The sequence below is a fragment of the Acidimicrobium ferrooxidans DSM 10331 genome (assembly GCF_000023265.1).
GTDB classification, from domain to species: Bacteria; Actinomycetota; Acidimicrobiia; order Acidimicrobiales; family Acidimicrobiaceae; genus Acidimicrobium; species Acidimicrobium ferrooxidans.
In genome coordinates this window covers 309,924-327,982 of the sequence record NC_013124.1, presented here as the reverse complement: position 1 = coordinate 327,982, position 18,059 = coordinate 309,924, and the positions used below count along the sequence as shown (strand labels likewise).

General features: G+C 67.6%; 13 protein-coding genes and 1 pseudogene. 10 read left to right on the top strand and 4 right to left on the bottom strand.

Going from position 1 to position 18,059, the window contains the following annotated elements:
* Positions 1 to 27: 27 nt before the first annotated feature.
* Complete coding sequence (gene sdhA / locus AFER_RS01610) at positions 28 to 1,785, bottom strand: succinate dehydrogenase flavoprotein subunit (RefSeq protein WP_015797781.1); 1,758 nt, start codon at positions 1,783 to 1,785, stop codon at positions 28 to 30.
* A gap of 64 nt (positions 1,786 to 1,849) precedes the next feature.
* Between sdhA and AFER_RS01605 the strand changes: the two genes are divergently transcribed.
* From AFER_RS01605 to AFER_RS01595, 3 genes are read left to right on the top strand one after another with little or no spacing between them, the layout of a single operon-like run.
* A complete protein-coding gene (locus AFER_RS01605; protein ID WP_015797780.1) occupies positions 1,850 to 3,232 on the top strand; it encodes a magnesium chelatase ATPase subunit I in 1,383 nt (460 codons plus the stop codon).
* A gap of 3 nt (positions 3,233 to 3,235) precedes the next feature.
* Positions 3,236 to 5,182, top strand: a complete 1,947-nt coding sequence (locus AFER_RS01600) for a vWA domain-containing protein (protein WP_015797779.1) — start codon at positions 3,236 to 3,238, stop codon at positions 5,180 to 5,182.
* A gap of 10 nt (positions 5,183 to 5,192) precedes the next feature.
* On the top strand, positions 5,193 to 5,573 hold the full coding sequence (locus AFER_RS01595) for an ArsR/SmtB family transcription factor (RefSeq protein ID WP_015797778.1): 381 nt from the start codon (positions 5,193 to 5,195) through the stop codon (positions 5,571 to 5,573).
* Between the two features lie 15 nt (positions 5,574 to 5,588).
* Here the strand turns inward: AFER_RS01595 and AFER_RS01590 are convergent, their stop codons facing one another.
* Together AFER_RS01590 and valS are read right to left on the bottom strand one after the other, a co-directional pair.
* Positions 5,589 to 6,848 (bottom strand): NRAMP family divalent metal transporter, encoded by a 1,260-nt coding sequence (locus AFER_RS01590; RefSeq protein WP_425358539.1) that lies wholly within the window; start codon positions 6,846 to 6,848, stop codon positions 5,589 to 5,591.
* Positions 6,849 to 6,960: 112 nt separating this feature from the next.
* Positions 6,961 to 9,522, bottom strand: a complete 2,562-nt coding sequence (gene valS / locus AFER_RS01585) for a valine--tRNA ligase (RefSeq protein ID WP_083769428.1) — start codon at positions 9,520 to 9,522, stop codon at positions 6,961 to 6,963.
* Between the two features lie 159 nt (positions 9,523 to 9,681).
* Here valS and cysS point away from each other — a divergent pair, with 159 nt between their 5' ends.
* The 6 genes and pseudogenes from cysS (at position 9,682) to AFER_RS01555 (ending at position 15,597) form a co-directional block, all read left to right on the top strand.
* On the top strand, positions 9,682 to 11,022 hold the full coding sequence (gene cysS / locus AFER_RS01580; RefSeq protein WP_015797775.1) for a cysteine--tRNA ligase: 1,341 nt from the start codon (positions 9,682 to 9,684) through the stop codon (positions 11,020 to 11,022).
* Positions 11,023 to 11,098: 76 nt separating this feature from the next.
* The gene (locus tag AFER_RS01575; protein ID WP_015797774.1) at positions 11,099 to 12,313 is read left to right on the top strand and encodes an acyl-CoA dehydrogenase family protein; all 1,215 of its coding nucleotides are present in this window, start codon (positions 11,099 to 11,101) and stop codon (positions 12,311 to 12,313) included.
* Between the two features lie 86 nt (positions 12,314 to 12,399).
* A pseudogene (locus AFER_RS12830) lies at positions 12,400 to 13,440 on the top strand (ATP-binding cassette domain-containing protein).
* A gap of 121 nt (positions 13,441 to 13,561) precedes the next feature.
* The gene (locus AFER_RS01565) at positions 13,562 to 13,891 is read left to right on the top strand and encodes a transposase (protein ID WP_015797627.1); all 330 of its coding nucleotides are present in this window, start codon (positions 13,562 to 13,564) and stop codon (positions 13,889 to 13,891) included.
* Positions 13,888 to 14,766: an IS3 family transposase gene (locus AFER_RS01560; protein ID WP_015797628.1), complete on the top strand. Its 879-nt coding sequence runs from the start codon at positions 13,888 to 13,890 to the stop codon at positions 14,764 to 14,766. The genes AFER_RS01565 and AFER_RS01560 overlap by 4 nt, the downstream gene beginning before the upstream one ends.
* 18 nt (positions 14,767 to 14,784) lie before the next feature.
* Complete coding sequence (locus AFER_RS01555) at positions 14,785 to 15,597, top strand: ABC transporter permease (RefSeq protein WP_015797772.1); 813 nt, start codon at positions 14,785 to 14,787, stop codon at positions 15,595 to 15,597.
* Here AFER_RS01555 and AFER_RS01550 read toward each other — a convergent pair.
* Positions 15,594 to 16,409 carry an ArdC-like ssDNA-binding domain-containing protein gene (locus tag AFER_RS01550; RefSeq protein ID WP_015797771.1) on the bottom strand — a complete coding sequence of 272 codons (816 nt, stop codon included), beginning with the start codon at positions 16,407 to 16,409 and terminating at the stop codon, positions 15,594 to 15,596. The two genes, AFER_RS01555 and AFER_RS01550, sit on opposite strands and share 4 nt — an antisense overlap.
* Before the next feature lie 309 nt (positions 16,410 to 16,718).
* On the opposite strand from AFER_RS01550, the gene AFER_RS10730 reads away from it, so the two are divergent.
* Positions 16,719 to 18,032 (top strand): C40 family peptidase, encoded by a 1,314-nt coding sequence (locus AFER_RS10730; protein ID WP_015797770.1) that lies wholly within the window; start codon positions 16,719 to 16,721, stop codon positions 18,030 to 18,032.
* Positions 18,033 to 18,059 lie beyond the last annotated feature (27 nt).

The following is an 18,059-nucleotide window of genomic DNA, read 5'->3' as shown; positions in this document are numbered from 1 at the left end:
TCGACGCCGGTGACTGAGTCGTCGTCATCAGTACTTGCGCTCCATAGGTTCGTACTTGCCCAACACCACTGGCTTGTAGTCGAGCCGGATCGATCCGTCCGGCTCGCGGTAGGCAAGCGTGTGCTTCATCCAGTTCACGTCGTCACGAGTGGGGTAGTCGTCACGCCAGTGGGCGCCACGGCTCTCGGTGCGAGCCTCCGCACCGATCACGAGCACCTCGGCGAGGTCGAGCAGGTTCCCGAGTTCGAGCGCCTCCGTGAGATCGAAGTTGAAGACCGATCCCTTGTCGTCGATGGCGACGTCGTGGTAGCGCTCCTTCAGCTCGCGGATCACACGATGGGCCTCGGCGAGCGACTCCCCAGTGCGCACGACCGACGCATCGCGCATCATGGCAGCCTGCAGCGTCGTCCGCAACGCGCCGACACGCTCGGACCCCTTGTGGCTCCGAAGATGCTCAATGTGCTCACGAACGGGCTCCTCGGCGCCTCGGGCGATGTCGGGGTGATCGACGCCAGCGACGTACTCGACCATCGCTCGCCCACCGCGACGCCCGAAGACGTTGATGTCGAGCAGGGAATTGGTCCCCAACCGGTTGGCCCCGTGGACGGACACGCAGGCACACTCCCCGGCCGCGTAGAGCCCTGGCAGCACCGTCCCCGCCGGGTCGACGACGACCTCGGCATGCACGTTGGTCGGGATACCGCCCATGGCGTAGTGTGCCGTCGGCTGAATGGGGATCGGATCCCGCTTGGGCTCGAGGCCGAGATAGGTCCGCACGAACCCCGAGATGTCGGGGAGCTTCGCGTCGATCTGCTCCGGCGGTAGATGCGTGAGGTCGAGATAGACATAGTCCTTGTCAGGCCCGGCCCCGCGACCCTCACGGATCTCGGCGTGAATCGCTCGCGCGACCATGTCGCGCGGGGCGAGGTCCTTCACCGTCGGCGCGACGCGCTCCATGAAGCGCTCGCCGAGTCCGTTGCGCAAGATGCCACCCTCGCCACGGGCACCCTCGGTGAGCAAGATGCCGATCCCGTAGATGCCGGTTGGGTGGAACTGGTAGAACTCCATGTCCTCGAGCGGCACCCCGCGCCGCAGGAGCACTGCGGGACCATCTCCAGTGAGCGTGTGTGCGTTCGAGGAGATCTGAAAGACACGGCCGAATCCCCCGGTCGCGAACATCACCGCCTTCGCGGCGAAGACGTGGAGATCTCCCGTCGCGAGCTCGTAGGCCACGACGCCCGCAGCACGCCGATCGTTCCCTTCGCCTTCGAAGAGGACGTCGAACACCTGGAACTCGTTGAAGAATTGGACACCACGAGCGACGCACTGTTGGAACAGCGTCTGCAAGATCATGTGACCGGTGCGATCGGCCGCGTAGCACGCGCGACGTACCGGAGCCTCGCCATGGTTGCGCGTATGGCCACCAAAGCGGCGCTGGTCGATCTTGCCGTCCGGGGTGCGCGAGAACGGCAGCCCGAAGTGCTCGAGATCGATGACCGCGTCGATCGCCTCTCGGCACATGATCTCGATGGCATCTTGGTCACCGAGGTAGTCAGACCCCTTCACCGTGTCGAAGGCGTGCCACTCCCACGAGTCCTCCTCGACGTTGGCAAGCGCCGCGCACATGCCACCTTGGGCCGCCCCGGTGTGCGACCTGGTCGGATAGAGCTTCGTGATCACCGCGGTGCGCACGGTCCCGGCCGTCTCGATCGCCGCGCGCAGGCCGGCTCCGCCTGCGCCCACGATGACGACGTCGTAGCTGTGATGGTGAACGTTCACCCCCATAGTCTTACTCGCTCGCCGGCGTCGTCACGAATCGACGACGGACATTCGACCTAGGCTCGACGATGTGACCCAGGCTTCAGGCGACCACCCAACCACGCTCGGCGACCTCGCGCGCATCGGTTGGCACCCGCGCCCGGTTCGCGAAGAGATTCGCGCCAACGTCCTCGAGCGCATCCGCGCAGGCCGCCCCGTCGTCGAGGGCATGGTCGGCTACGACGACACCGTGCTCCCAGAACTGACGCGCGCCTTGGTGAGCGGGCATGACGTGATTCTCCTTGGCGAGCGCGGCCAGGGCAAGACGCGGATCCTGCGTTCCCTCGTCGCGCTGCTGGACCCCTTCGTCCCCGCCGTCGAGGGCTCGGCGCTCAACGAGGACCCGCTCGCGCCCGTCCTCGCCTCGACCAAGGCCCGACTCGCCGCCCAAGGCGATGCGACGCCCATCCGCTGGATCGCCCGCGACGAGCGCTACAGCGAGAAACTCGCGACTCCCGACACGACCATCGCTGATCTGATCGGAGAGGTCGACCCGATCAAGGTTGCGGCGGGTCGCACGCTCGAGGACCCCGAAGCACTCACGTTCGGCCTCGTTCCACGGGCGAACCGCGGCCTCTTCGCCATCAACGAACTCCCCGACCTGCCCGAACGAATCCAGGTCGGTCTGCTGAACGCGCTTGAGGAGCGTGACGTCCAGGTCCGCGGCTTCACCATTCGGCTCCCCTTGGACATCGTGTTCCTCGCGTCGGCCAACCCGGAGGACTACACCGCGCGTGGGCGCCTCATCACACCGCTGAAGGACCGCTTCGGCACGCAGCTACGAACGCACTACCCGTCGACGATCGCAGAAGAAGTCGCCATCATGCGACAAGAGGCTCAGCTGTGCGACCCAACCGTCGAGATACCGGAGGTCCTCGACGAACTCGTCGCCCACACGGCCCACCTCGCACGGCGGCACCCTGCGGTCTCTCGCTACTCAGGCGTCTCCGTTCGAGGGTCGATCGCAGCCCGAGAGGCGATCGCTGCCGCGGCACTCGTTCGGGCCGTTCGCCTCGGCGAGCACCCGCCTCGCGCACGCCTTGGCGATACCGAGGCGACCATCGCGGCCTTCGCGGGCAAGATCGAGGTCGATGCCCACGACACCTCGGAGCGCGAGATCGTGGCCACCTTGCTCGCTCAAGCGACCGCTCGAGTCTTCACCGAGCGGCTCGGCCATCTCGACCCGTCGGACGTCATCGCCGAGACCAACGATCGCCCGCTCGCCGTCGATCTCGATGGCCCCACGGCCACATGGGAGCAGATCCTCGCCGATCGACCGGCGCTGGCTGCCATGGGCGACCACGCCCCGCCGTCGGAGCGCCTGGTACTCGCCGAACTGTGTCTCGAGGGACTCGTGGCGACACGCAGACTCGGCAAGCGCGTCCTTGGCAACCGAGTGAGCTACGGGAGCTGAGCCATGTCGACCGTGCGCTATGGAGGCGTCGATCCCGAGCCCCTCGGCCCGGAGGCCGACGACGTCCTCGCCGCCCTCAGCGACGACCTGGCCTACCACGGCAACCTTGCGAGCGCACTCGCCGACCTGCTGCAGCGAGGCTTGGACGACATGCCTGGGCTTGCCGAGCTCCTCACACGGCTACGCGAACGTCGCGACCAGCTGCTCGCGCGCTACGACCCCAACGCGACGCTCAGTCGCGTGCGCGAGGAACTCGACGCCATCGTGTCGAAGGAGCGAGCCAGCCGCGAAGCTGCACACGAGCGCACCCAAGCGCCCGAGCACCTCCTCGCACAGATGGAGCTCGATGCGCTCCCCTACGACATCGCCGAACGCCTCACGGCGCTCGAGCACTACGACTTCTTCGACGAGGCAGCCCACGAGCGCTTCGACGACCTGCTCGCGAGCCTTCGCTCCTCGCTGCTGGCGCAGTCGTTCGAGCAGCTGGCGTCGGCGATCGAGGCGGGCGACGCCGATGCGTACGCGGCGATGCTCAGCGACCTCGCGTCGCTGATCGAGCGCTTTGCGCGTGGCGAGGACATCAGCGACGACCTTGAGGCGTTCCAGGAACGCTACCCAGGGATCATCGCCCCGGGGGAATCGTTCGAAGACTTCCTCGCCCGCCTCGCGGCGAGTCGCATGGACCTCGAACGCCTCCTGGCATCCGTGGACGACGACACGCGACGTGCCCTCGAGCGCCTCCAGGACGCACTCGCTGGATCCCCCGCGATCGCCGAAGCCATGCGGCGCCTCGGGGAGGCACTCGGCACCATCGCGGGGTTCGACGCCGACGCGATGGGGTTCAGGGGCTCCGAACCGCTCGGTCTCGGCGAGCTCGGCCCGGTGATGCGCGAACTCGGGCGCCTCGACACGCTCGAAGCCGCACTCCGTCAAGCCACGACCCCCGATCGCCTCGGTGCGATCGAGCTCGACGAGGTGCGCGACCTCCTCGGCGCGGACGCCCAGGCAGCGCTGGAGCGCCTCTCGCGCACGACCGAAGCGCTCGAGGCAGCCGGCCTCATGAATCGCACCGGGGGTCGCGTCGAGCTCTCACCGCGCGCCGTGTGGCGCCTCGGTGACCTGCTCCTTCGTGACCTCGCGCGTCAAGGCGTGCTCGGGCCCCTCGGGCAGCACGCCGTGCGACGCACTGGGGTCGGCACCGAGCCCAACGGCGAAGTGCGCGAGTGGCGCTTTGGCGATCCGTTCCGCCTCGCCCTCGCTGACACCCTTCGAGGTTCGCTCGCTCGGAACGGGCCGGGGATACCGCTCCGGCTCGATCCCGACGACTTCATGATCGAACAGGTCGACGACCAGGCGCGCCAAGGCACCGTCCTTGCGCTGGACCTGTCGCTCTCGATGCCGCTCAACGACACCTTCTTGCCGGCCAAGCGCGTCGCCCTCGCGCTCGCCTCCCTGGTGCGGGCACGGTTCCCTGCCGACGACTTCTCGGTGGTGGTCTTCTCGGAGACCGCGCGAGAGGTCCCGATCACCGCGCTGCCTGAGGCGCAGTGGGACTACGTCTACGGGACCAACATTCAGCACGCCCTGGCCCTGGCCCGCCAGCGCCTGCGCCGAGTTCGCGGACGCCGCCAAGTTCTCCTCGTCACCGACGGCGAACCCACCGCCCACGCCGACGACGAGGGCTCGGTGCACTTTGCCTATCCCCCGACCCCAGAGACCCTCCGTCGCACCCTCGCCGAGGTAGTCCGTGCCACCCGCGAGCGCATCGAGATCAGCGTCTTCGTCCTCGCTCGCGATCGCGGGCTACGACGCTTCGTCGAGCAGGTGGTCGCCATCAACCACGGCAAGGCCTACTACCCCGGCGACGGAGAGCTCGGCACCGTGCTCCTCGACGAGTTCCTGACCAACCGACTCGGAGCTGCACACACCGCTCGCCGAACCGACAGCTAGGCTCGGGGCCATGGGGGAGACCGAGGCTGCCACGACCGGGGTGAGCATCACCGAACTCGAGGAGTTCGTCCCGATGATGTGCAAGGCGCTCAACGACCCCAAGCGCATCCTGATCTTGTTGATCTTGGGCGAGGCTCCGCATACGGTGAGCGAGCTCGTGAGTCTGATCGGCGCGCCCCAAGCCAACGTGTCCCAGCACCTTGCCGTCCTTCGTGACCGTGGCATCATCGAGGCCCAGCGCGAGGGGTCGAACGTGTGGTACCGGTTGCGCTACCCGGAGATCCTCGACGCACTCTCCGTGCTGCGAGAGATCTTCCGAGCCGAGCTTCGTCGCAAAGGCGCGATCATTCCTCAGCCAGATGGCTGGCCCGACCACTGGGCCGCGTCGTAGCGCAGCCGACGCCGGTTACCACCACCCCAGGGTCGTCGGCACCATGAGCAAGCCGAAACCGATCACGAGCAGTGAGGTCGCCGTCACGACCGCTCGATACGCCCCGCGCATGCGGTAGGCCTCCGGGAGCGCCTTGGCCTCCAGCGCGAGGAGGAAACCGAGGACGATGGGCAGCAGCAGCGCGTTCATGACCTCGACGTCGATCACCAGCGAGACGAGATCGAAGCTGAGGAGCACGATGGCCGCACCCAGCACGTGGGCCAAGGTGTAGGTCACGTAGAAGCGCGCCGACGCCCGAGACGGTCGATCGTTGAGACTGTGGCGCCAACCGAAGACCTCGGAGACGCCCCACGCCCCGGCGAGGGACGCAACGAGCGCGGCGACCAGACCCGCGCCGAGCATGGTGAGCCCGAGGAGGACCTTGGCCGCCACCGGACCGAGGAACGGAGCCAAGGCTCGGCTCAACTGGCCCACCGTGTTGAGCGCGACCCCAGGATGATGGGTGCCGATCGTTGCCGCGAACGCGATCACGACCACGAGCATGATCGCCTGCGTCAGCACGGCTCCCACCACGGTGTCACGCCGCTCCGCACGCAAGTTGGCGCCGCCAAGGCCTTTGTCGATGACCGCGCCCTGCTGGTAGAAGATCATCCACGGCATGATCACGGCCCCCACGTTCGCAGCGAGCAGGATCACGAAGCCATGGTCGGCGAGTGGCAGGCTGAGAGCGCCGCGCGCGAGCGCACCGACATCGGGGTGCGCAAGGATCATCGCCGGCACGAACGCGAGCTCGACGAGACCGAGCAGGATGCCGACGCGCTCGGCTCGCCGGTAGCTGCCCGTGAGGGCGACGGCGACGAGGAACCCGGTTGCGAGCGGCACCGTGACGTCCGGCGAGACGCCGAAGAGCTCACCGACTCCTGCCACGCCGGCGAACTCGGTCAGCAACGCCCCGACCGCCGTGGCGAACAAGGTGAGTGCCGAGACGCCGGCCCACCACGGGCCGAAGCGCTCGCGAATGAGCGCGCCGTGGCCCTTGCCCGTCACGATCCCGAGGCGAACCGTGATCTCTTGCACCATGTAGAGGATGGGGATCAGCACCACCTGCGGGAGCACCATGCGGTAGCCGAACTGCGCACCCGACTGCGCTGCGGTCACGAGACTGCCGACGTCGGTGTCGGCCAACATCACGACGAGCCCGGGCCCCCACACCGCGAGCAGCCCCATCAACAGCCATCGGCGTCGGACGAACCCCCCCGCGACCTCGGGTGTCACCGCGAGTTCGCCGGGAAGCTCCTCTGGGGTGAGGCTGTCCACACCGTCAAGCCTACGGACCGCGCGACCGTCTGCGACCCGAGCCACGGGGTCCTCAGGTCGCAGACCTCATTCAGTGCTGCTCTGGCGGAGCGAGCTCGACCACGGCACGGGGCTCGTCGGCCTCGTGGCGCTCGAGCGCGAGCACGCCGCCGGCCGCCCTGAGGTCATCCTCGGCAGCGGCGAGTGCCTCCAGCCACGCCCGGGGCGCCCACACGACGAGGCGTTCGACCGGCGTACGCAGCGAGCGCTGCTCCGACGTCTTCGCCCGCCGCACCTGGGCGAGCGACCACGACACCGCCGCCCGAACGGCCGGGTCGACGACGCCATGGCCTTCACCGACGAGCTCGACGTAGCGGCGCATGGCCTCGCCCGGCTGCGGCCAGGCACTTCGGTGCACCGATCCCTCGCGGAACCAGGACCACACCTCTTCGGTGACGAAGGGGAGGTACGGTGCGAACGCCCGGATGAACAGCTCGACGCCGATCTCGAGCGCAGCCAGCGCGGAGGCGTGCTCCGGCGAGTCGTCGCCGTAGGCGCGCACCTTCACGAGTTCCAGGTAATCATCGCAGAAGGCCCAGAAGTGCTCCTCGATGGCCGCGAGCGCGCTCGTGTAGTCGTGCGCCTCGAGCAACTCGGTGGCCCGTGCGATCGTGGCGTCGAGGGCCTCGAGTTCCGCTGCGTCGATCGGCACCCACGCGGGCTTGTGGCTGGAGCGGCTCGCCACACGGCTGAGCGCGAAGCGACTGGCGTTGGCGACCTTGATGGCGAGACGACGACCGACGCGCATCTGCGCCTCGTCGGCCGCGGTATCGGTCCCGGGCCGACCGTTCGCCGCCCAGTGGCGCACGGCGTCCGCGCCGAAGCGCTCGACGAGCGGCATGGGTGTGACGACGTTGCCCTTGGACTTCGACATCTTCTTGCGATCGGGGTCGAGCACCCAGCCCGAGATCAACGCCCGCCGCCACGGGAGCCGACCGAAGGCCAGCTCCGCTCGCACGACCGTGTAGAACAGCCACGTTCGGATGATCTCTTGGCCCTGGGGCCGCAGTTCCATCGGGAAGACCTTGGCAAAGAGGTCTGGACGCTCACCCCAGCCCCCCGCGAGCTGTGGGGTCAACGACGACGTGGCCCAGGTGTCGAGCACGTCGGGGTCGCCGACGAAGCCACCCGGTACACCTCGCTGCTCGTCGGCGTAGCCGCGGGGAGCCTCGCTCTGCGGATCGACCGGCAGGTCCTCCTTCGCAGGCCGCAGGGGATGGTCGTAGTCCACCGAGCCGTCCTCGCGCACCGGATACCACAGAGGAATCGGGATGCCGAAGAAGCGCTGCCTCGAGACGTTCCAATCCTGGTTGAGTCCGCGGATCCAGTCCTCGAGGCGAACCTGCATGTGTGGTGGCAACCAGTCGAGCTCGGCCGCGCGCTCGAGCAGACGATCGCGCAGCGGGAGGACGCGGATGAACCATTGACGGGTTGCAAGGACCTCGAGCGGATGCTCCCCCTTCTCGTAGTACTTCACGGCGTGACGGACCTGCTCGATCCCACGAAGCACCCCCGCGGCCGCGAGCGCCTCCGCGACCTCGGCACGTGCGTCGCTCGCACGCAAGCCCGCGAGGCGTCCGTAGGCGTCAGCCGCGCCATCGGGATCGAGGGAACCGAAGGCGGCGAAGTCCACGCGTGGCACCAGTCGGCCGGCCCGGTCGATCACGACCCGGGTCGGCAGGGATGCCTCGCGCCACCACACGACGTCGGTGAGGTCCCCGAACGTACAGACCATGGCCGCACCGGTCCCGCGCTCCGGCTCGGCGAGCGGGTGCGCGATCACCGGTACTGGCACGCGAAACAGCGGGGTGATGGCGCGGCGCCCGACCACCTCGCGGTAACGATCGTCTTCGGGATGCACGACGATCGCGACGCAGGCGGGGATCAGCTCGGGCCGTGAACTCATGATCTCGAGTTCGCCACCACCCTCAAGGTCGAAGACGATGCGGTGGTAGCGACCCTCGACGGTGCGATCCTCCAGCTCGGCTTGGGAGACCGTGGTCTGGAAATCGACGTCCCACAGCGTCGGGGCCTCGGCGAGGTAGGCCTGGTCCCGCTCGAGGAGATCGAGGAAGTCCGCCTGTGACACGCGACGGGCACGCTCACCGACCGTGGTGTAGACGAGCGACCAGTCCACCGACAACCCGATCGCACGCCACAGCTGCTCGAACGCCTGCTCGTCCTTCGCCGTGAGCTCGGTGCACAACTCGATGAAGCGTCGCCTCGACACCGGGACCTGCCGTGCCCCTTCCCGAGGCAGCTCTTCGTCGGTCCCGCGATAGGGCAACGACGGGTCGCACCGCACGCCATAGTAGTTCTGCACTCGCCGCTCGGTCGGGACGCCGTTGTCGTCCCATCCGATCGGGTAGAACACCTCCTTGCCCTGCATCCGCTGGTAGCGGGCGATGATGTCGGCATGGGTGTAGGAGAACACATGACCGATGTGCAGCGTCCCGGAGACGGTCGGAGGCGGTGTGTCGATGGCGTAGACCTGCGCGGCGGGAGCTGTGTCGTCGAAGCGATATAGCCCGTGCTCCTCCCAGAACGCGCCCCACTTGCGCTCGAGCCCCTCGAGCTCGACCTTGTCCGGGATCCGCACCACGCCTCCTCATCTGGACTTCGCCCCGGCCTCACCCCCTCGTCCGCACGGGTCACCCGATCAGCCATGGGTGCCTCGTGGACGCAGGTCCCGGGTCGCAACCGACGGTATCGCCTCCGAAGGGGCGAGGGGACCCCGCCTAGACTTCGGTGGATGCTCAGGCTCTACGACACTGCCCGCCGCGAGCTCATTCAGCTTACCCCTGGGACCCCTGAGCAGGTCACCGTCTACGTCTGCGGCCCCACCGTCTACGACGACCCGCACCTCGGCCACGGACGGCTCGCCGTCGTGTTCGACACCCTCCGGCGGACCCTCGAGCGGCTCGTGGCTCCGGTACGCTTCGTCTCGAACATCACCGACATCGACGACAAGATCGTCGATCGTGCAGCTCGTGAAGGGGTGACCCCGCCAGCGATCGCCGAGCGCTACGAGTCCCGCTGGTGGGACGCGATCGATGCGCTCGGCGTCCGTCGACCGACGGTCGCACCGCACGCGAGCGAATGGCTCGATGCCATGGTCGCCCTCATCGAGCGCCTCGTCGACCGCGGCCACGCCTACATGACGAAGAACGGCGTCTATCTGAGCGTCGATCACGTCCCCGACTATGGCCTCCTGAAGCACCAAGCCCTCGAGGAGCTACGCGCTGGGGCGCGCGTCGAGGTCGACGACGCGAAGCGCTCCCCGCTGGACTTCGCGCTCTGGAAGACCGTGGAGAGCGACGCCTACGGCTTCGCGACCAGCCTCGGCTACGGCCGCCCCGGCTGGCACACCGAGTGCGTCGCGATGTCGACCGAACTCCTCGGATCGACGTTCGACCTCCACGGCGGTGGCATGGACCTTGTATTCCCGCACCACGAGAACGAGCGCGCCCAGGCCTCCCTCCTCGACATGGGGTTCGCACAGCACTGGGTCCACAACGCCTTCGTGGAGCTCGAAGGCGAGAAGATGTCGAAGTCGCTGGGCAACACCTTCGGCCTCCACGATGCGATCGCGAGCGCCGGCGGACGGGTGGTCCGACTGGCGTATCTTCGCGCCCACTACCGCAGCCCAGTAGAGCTGACCACCACCACACTTGAGCAAGCGGCCGCGCAGCTCGCCCGCCTCGACAGCCAAGCCGGCGCAGGCGACGCCCGTGCGGCCGAACCAGCGGATCTCGAGGAGTTCGACGCTGCCCTCGCCGACGACCTCGACACGCCCGCCGCACTCGCCGTCATGGCCGAAGCCGCCCGTGCTGCGCGCTCGGCGGCGCTCGCGGGCGAGAGCGCTCTCGCTAACCGCCGACGCGCAGCGCTCGCTGCGATGCTGGAGACGCTCGGGCTCCCCGTGCCCCCGCGTGCCTCGATTCCATCGGAGGTCACTGCGCTGGTCGCCGAACGCGACCACGCCAAGCGCGATCGCGACTTCGCGCGCGCCGATGCGCTCCGCGCCGAGATCGCCGCCCTCGGTTACCAGGTACGTGACACCCCTAACGGGCCCGAGATCCTGCCGGCTTGATGCCTTGCGCGGCCTCGAAGCCAGCGCTATGGTTACCACTCGGTAACGTTCGCGCTTCGCGCGAAAGGAGGTCCCCGTGGAACCCTTTTCCCTCGCACTCACCGACGAACAGCAACAGCTGCGCGAGTGGGCTCACACCTTTGCCGCTGAGACCATTCGTCCCGCCGCTCACGAATGGGATGAACGTGAAGAGACGCCACGGCCCATCATCGAGGAAGCGGCCCGCATCGGCCTGTACTCCTACGACTTCATGCTGAACGCGTTCGCCGACAAGACCGGTCTCACGATGCCGCTCGTGCTCGAGGAGCTCTGCTGGGGCGACGCGGGTATCACGCTCGCGATCTTCGGCTCGACGCTCGCCGTCTCGGGCATCGTGGCCAACGGCACCCCCGAGCAGATCGCCGAGTGGGTGCCGCAGTGCTTCGGGACTGCCGACCACCCCAACCTCGCCGCGTTCTGCGTGAGCGAGCCCGACGCAGGCAGCGACGTCTCCTCGCTGCGCACTCGCGCGGTCTACGACCCGGCCACCGATACGTGGACCCTGAACGGCACGAAGACCTGGATCACCAACGGCGGGATCGCCGACATCCATGTCGTCGTGGCGAGCGTCGAGCCGGAACTGGGCGCCCGTGGCCAGGCCAGCTTCGTCATCGCTCCCAACACCCCTGGCCTGCGCATGGGGCAGAAGTTCAAGAAGATGGGTATCCGCGCCTCGCACACGGCCGAGGTCATCCTCGAGGACGTGCGACTGCCCGGGTCGGCGCTGCTCGGCGGCAAGGAACGGCTCGACGAGCGGCTGGCCCGTGCCCGAGAGGGCAAGCGCGCCCAATCCCAAGCCGCGATGGCGACCTTCGAGGCCTCCCGCCCGCTCGTCGGCGCACAAGCGGTCGGTATCGCTCGTGCCGCTTACGAATGGGCTCTCGACTACGCCAAGGAACGCGTCCAGTTCGGCCGACCGATCATCGAGAACCAGGGCATCGCCTTCAAGCTGGCCGACATGGCGCTCGCCGTCGACACCGCGCGTCTTCTCGTGCACCGCGCAGCCTGGATGGCGGCCCAGGGACAGCGGTTCGAGCACGCCGAGGGCTCCATGGCCAAACTCCACGCCGGCGAGGTCGCCGTTCGCGTCACCGAGGAGGCCATCCAAATCCTTGGGGGCTACGGGTACGTACGAGAGAACCCGGTCGAGCGCTGGCATCGCGACGCCAAGATCTACACCATCTTCGAGGGAACAAGCGAGATCCAGCGCCTGATCATCGCTCGAGCGATCTCGGGAATGCGCCTGCGCTAGGCGCGCGTTCTCCACGCGTAGCGGCGTCCACCCGGAGCCCTTAGGGTGGTTGCATGCGCCAAGCTTTCGGCGCATGGAGGTGATCGATGAGTACGGAGCCGGCCACGACCACGACACCGAGCCTCGTCGATGCGGAGCCGCCACCGCCGTATGCACTGGAGGTGCGAGGCCTCGCCAAGCGCTTCGGTGAGGTCGAAGCGGTTCGAGGCGTGAGCTTCCGCGTGGGTGCAGGCGAGATCTTCGGCTTCCTCGGCCCCAATGGCGCCGGCAAGTCCACGACCATCTCGATGCTCTGCACGCTCCTGACCCCGACGGCGGGCAGTGCGACGGTCGGTGGCCATGACGTCGCGCGCGAGCGCGCACGAGTACGGCGCAATATCGGCCTCGTCTTCCAAGACAGCACACTCGACGACTACCTCACCGCAGAGGAGAACTTGCGGTTTCACGCCGAGCTCTACGGCGTGGACCGCGAGCGGGTGGCCGAGCGCATCGACTTCGTCCTGGACATGGTGGGGCTCGGCGATCGCTGACGCAGCAGCGTCAAGACGTTCTCCGGCGGCATGAAGCGCAGGCTCGAGATCGCACGCGGTCTGCTCCACGCTCCACGGGTGCTCTTCCTCGACGAACCCACGGTCGGCCTCGACCCGCAGACGCGCGCAGGCATCTGGTCCTACATCCGAGAGCTCCAGCAGCGCGAGCAGATCACCATTTTCATGACGACGCACTACATGGACGAGGCCGAGTTCTGCGATCGCATCGCCATCATGGACCACGGGGAGATCGTGGCCGGTGGCACACCCGAGGCCCTGAAGGCGAGCGTGGGCACCGACCGCATCGAGTTGCGCACCGCCGACGACGAGCGCGCGATCGAAGCCATCGGCGAGCACTTCGGCATCGAGGCCCGCCACAGCGACGACGGAATCCTCCTCCAGGTCGCCAACGGGGAGGAGTTCGTTCCGAGACTCTTCGCCGAACTGCAGGTTGCCATCACGTCGGTCCGGGTTGCACGACCTACCCTGGACGACGTCTTCATGACCTACACGGGTCGCACGATCCGCGACGCCGAACGCTCGAGTCTCGAGGGCCTCCGTGCCAATCCCTTCATGCGAGCGAGGATGCGATCATGACCACCGAAGCAGCCGTGTTCGACAACGCCTATCGGGAGGGCTACGCCCAGGCAGAAGGTCGTGTGTCGGACGACCTTTGGCCTTCCCCCCTCCAGGTTGACACCTGCTATAGGAGGAAGGGATGAGCCAGACACCGAACCCACCACCGGGCGACGGCCCCGCTGGACGACGACGCGGCCGCTACCCGAGCCAGTTCCGCAAGGACGCGGCAGCGTTGGTTCTCGACCAGCGCCGCACCATCGCTGACGTCGCCCGTGAGCTTGGCATCAACGAGCAGACCCTTGGTAACTGGGTCCGTCAGGAACGCATCGACCGAGGTGAGCGAGAGGGCCTGACGAGCGCCGAGCGCGAGGAGCTGACACGGCTGCGCCGCCAGGTCAAGCAGCTCACCGTGGAACGCGAGCTGCTCAAGCGAGCGATGGCCTTCTGGGTGAAGGAGGGGGGACAGTGAGCCGCTACCACTGGATCTCCCGCCAGGAGGCCAAGGGCTTCTCTGTAGCGGCAGCAGCACGAGTCATCGGGGTCTCTCGCCAGGCCTACTACGCCTGGCGACACCGTCGGGACCGAGGCGAGGATCCCGAGCACCTGGTGCTCGCGAGCGAGCTTCGCGCCATCTGGCACGAGAGCGACGGCACCTACGGCAGCCCCCGCATCACCCACGAGCTGCGACGGCGCGGGTTCTGCGTGAACCACAAGCGGGTGGAACGCCTGATGCGCGAGCTCGAGATGGCAGCGGGCCCACGCCGGCGCTTCGTAGTCACGACGAGGCGGGGAGAGGACGCAGCGCTCCCGGACCTCGTCCGTCAGGACTTCGCTCCTGGTGAGCCGAAGCGCAGGTATGTGAGCGACATCACCTACGTCCGCACCGATGAGGGGTTCTGCTATCTCGCCACGGTGGCAGATCTTGGCTCGAGGCGCATCGTGGGCTGGTCACTTGGGCGTCACATGCCCGATGACCTGGTGGTCGAGGCGATCCGCGAAGCACTCGGGACTCGGGGCAGCCTGGCTGGGGCGATCTTTCACAGCGATCGCGGCAGCCAGTACCTCTCCCGGAAGGTACGGAGCCTGCTCGCGACCCTTGGCATTCGCCAGTCGGTGGGGAGGGTCGCGACCTGCTACGACAACGCCGTGGCCGAGTCCTTCTTCGGGAGCTTGAAGCGCGAGCTGGTGGCTCGCTACCGCTTCGCGAACCTCTCAGGGGCTCGCTCTGCCATCGCTAGCTGGATTCACCGTTACAACACGGTCCGCCTGCACTCAAGCCTCGGGTACCTACCGCCCGTCGAGTACGAGCTCTCCTGGGCCTGCCGGGAGGTGGCCGTGGCCTAAATTCAGACTGTCAAGCAAATGGGGGGAAGCCCACTTCGAGCGGTGCGCATCGTGTGGAAGCGTGAACTGATTCGCTTCGCGCGCAATCGCTTGCGCATCATCACCTCACTCGTGCAGCCGGTGCTCTTCCTCTTCGTGCTCGGAACCGGACTCTCCGGCATCGTCGTCAGCTCCGCGCACTTCAACTTCCGTACGTTCATGTTCCCCGGCGTCATCGCGATGACGATCCTGTTCACCTCCATCTTCTCGGCGATCTCGATCGTCTGGGACCGCGAGTTTGGCTTCCTGCGTGAGATGCTGGTCGCACCGGTCAGTCGATGGTCGCTCGTGCTGGGCAAGGCACTCGGCGGGGCCACCGTTGCGACGATCCAGGGCGCGATCATGTTGGTGCTCGCTGGCGCGGTCGGGGTGCCCTATCGTCCACTCCTCCTCCTGACGATGCTTGGTGAGATGGGCCTGACGGCGTTCGCGCTGACGTCCTTCGGCGTCCTCGTCGCCAGCCGGATCGCTCAGGTGGAGAGCTTCCAGATGGTGACGCAGTTCATCGTGCTGCCCATGTTCTTCCTGTCGGGGGCGGTGTTCCCCACGGGCGACTTGCCGACGTGGCTGAAGGTGCTCACGCGGTTCGATCCGCTGTCGTACGCGGTCGATCCGCTTCGCCGTGCGGTCTTCGAGTACGTGTCGGTACCGGCACCCCTCGCTCGCATCCTCGGGGCTGGGATCACCTGGGGTAGCTATCGCCTCCCGACCCTGCTCGAGGTGGGTCTCGTCGCACTCGCTGCGGTGAGTCTGCTCGGCGTAGCCATCTGGCAGTTCTCACGCACCGACTAGGAGCCCGCTCCCGAGGGGACGCCGAAGCCAGCGAGCTCGAGGATCTGCGCGGACGCTCGCTGGATGCGTACACACGAGGCCTTGATGCCACGCACAGCCGCCGCGCCTCCTCCAGCCCAGCTCGCGACGTACCCGAACGAAAAGTTCGAGGCGTCGATCCCGAGCGCACGACACACGATGTAGGCCACCGACTCGGCTTCGAGCTCCGCCTGCGGACGCGACTCGAGTCGCTCGTGCATGAGCGCGTGCGCGAGCTCGTGGGCCAGCGTCTTGACGCGCTGGCGCGGCGAGACCTCGCTGGAGAGGCGGATGCGTCGCTGCTCGTGCGAACAGTCGCCGTTGGTCGCCCCCTCGAAGCGGTGATCCTCGACGGCAAAGCCGAGTGCGTGAGCGACGCCGCCGAGCTTGGCGAGGACCCCAGCCGGATCCTCTCCGACGAGGCGGGTCGCTACCTCGGGAAGCGCAGCGCCTTCGGTCTGCGCCACGTCGAAGACGCAGACCCACCGAAAGCCAGCCAGCACCTCCTCGTCGAGATCGTCCGAGGTCGTCCGTCGCACTCGCATCGGGGCGACGATCCAGATTCCGTGCTCACCACGACGAACGCTCCGGCCAAGGCGCTGCCACTGACGAAAGCCAGCGACCAGCGTCGCCGATGGCCGCTGACGGTCGATGAGCAGGACGTTCTGTGGACTGTAGCGATGGAAGCGGCGCTGCACGTCGAGGTAGCGCCGCCAGGGCTCCGACTGCGTGAGCGCGAGAACGCCATCGGTGAGCTCCTCGAGCAGACGGGATCGATCGAGCGCAGCAGGCATGGGTGGCTCCTCGTATGGTTGGACATCCCCGGACCCAACGCTCCGAGCGATGTCGCGAGGCTCCACGCGCCGAGAGCAAGTCGCCATCTGGCATCGGACGGCGGGCGCCGCGGAGCCCGTCCGCCGAGGCGAGATCTAGCGCGACCCTCCGACACCCTTCAGGAGTGATAGGCTGCGTGCCGATCCAAGGACCAAGAACACGCGACGGGTCACGAGGAGGTTGGCGCCACGGACGCGCATCGGCAGCGATCAGGTGGTCTCCACGCTCCTTGGGGAGCAAGACAGCGCGAGGCCGCCCGCACGAGCGCAGTGACGCGCTGGCGCGCCTGTCGCCCCCGACCAGGCCACCTCGTCGCAACACTTGCGCTCGTCGGCCTGATCGGCCTCTCCTACGTCGACAGCCCACCTCCACGTCTCGTCGACTCGGTGTCGTCGATGCGCGCCCAAGCCGCGGCCATCGCTCAGAAGCTCAATGCACTCGAGAGCGAGTACAACCAAGCCACGTCCCAGATGACGGCTGCGCAAGCGGGCCTTGCAGCCACGGTGCGCGAGGAGAGCACGGTCCGCCAGGCCATTGCCCACCAACTCACGCGGCTGCACCAGCTGCATGCGGAGGTCGTCGACGAGGCGATCACGATCTTCTCACGCGGAGGCACTGGCTCGACCGTCGTGTCGGTCCTCTCGGCGAACCCGAATCAGTCAGCACTCGTCCAGACGGATGTCAACGTCGCTTCGTCCATCCAGGAGCAGGCACTCAGCGCCTACGTCGCTGCCAAGCAGCAACTCCAGCAAGAGCAGGCAACGCTCGCTGCCCAGCAACAACGGCAACGCACGCTGGTGGCCCAGCTCGCCTCCCAGCAGACCACCGCCAAGAACGCTGAGCAAGCAGCAGCCAACGAGCTCGCGGGCGTGAACTCCCAGATTCAAACGCTCGTCGCCCAGCAAGAAGCCCAACAGGCTGCGGCCCAGCAAGCAGCAGCTGCGCAGGCGGCACAGCAAGCTGCAGCCGCGCGCGCCGCCGCCGAGCAAGCAGCCGCCCAACAGGCGGCACAGCAAGCAGCAGCTGAGCAGGCGGCCCAGCAAGCAGCAGCTGAGCAGGCGGCACAGCAAGCAGCCGCCCAACAGGCGGCACAGCAGGCGGCACAGCAGGCGGCCGCGCCTCCAGCCACAGGGGGGCTTGGTGGCAACCTGCCCGCCGGTGAGTATGGGCTTCCGGCCGGCTATACGATCCCTTCGGGCACCACCCCCCAAGAGCAGGTGGTGCTGAACTACGCCCTCTCGAAGCTGGGAGACGCCTACGTCTGGGGCGGTGCCGGACCCAATGTGTTCGACTGCTCCGGGCTCACGATGGAGGCCTGGGCCCAGGCCGGAGTGGCACTCGACCACTACACCGTGTCGCAGATGAACGAAGGTGTACAAGTCCCCCCGAGCGAGATCGCCCCTGGTGACCTGGTGCTCGTCCCTGGTAGCGACGGAACCCTGGCCGACCCTGGACACGTCGGCATCTACCTCGGCGACGGGCTCGTCGAGTCAGCCGTCGACCCCGCCGTGGGCGTCATCGTGCAGACCTACGGCCAATTCACCTCGCAGGGACTGTCGGCAATCGTGAATCCGGCCGGCTAGCACGGACGAGACCGAATCACCGAACCG

Coding starts and splice junctions, on each gene's coding strand:
- AFER_RS01555 (WP_015797772.1), top strand. CDS start 14,785: ATGGGGGGAAGCCCACTTCGAGCGGTGCGCATCGTGTGGAAGCGTGAA.
- sdhA (WP_015797781.1), bottom strand. CDS start 1,785: ATGGGGGTGAACGTTCACCATCACAGCTACGACGTCGTCATCGTGGGC.
- cysS (WP_015797775.1), top strand. CDS start 9,682: ATGCTCAGGCTCTACGACACTGCCCGCCGCGAGCTCATTCAGCTTACC.
- AFER_RS01565 (WP_015797627.1), top strand. CDS start 13,562: ATGAGCCAGACACCGAACCCACCACCGGGCGACGGCCCCGCTGGACGA.
- AFER_RS01600 (WP_015797779.1), top strand. CDS start 3,236: ATGTCGACCGTGCGCTATGGAGGCGTCGATCCCGAGCCCCTCGGCCCG.
- AFER_RS01550 (WP_015797771.1), bottom strand. CDS start 16,409: ATGCCTGCTGCGCTCGATCGATCCCGTCTGCTCGAGGAGCTCACCGAT.
- AFER_RS01595 (WP_015797778.1), top strand. CDS start 5,193: ATGGGGGAGACCGAGGCTGCCACGACCGGGGTGAGCATCACCGAACTC.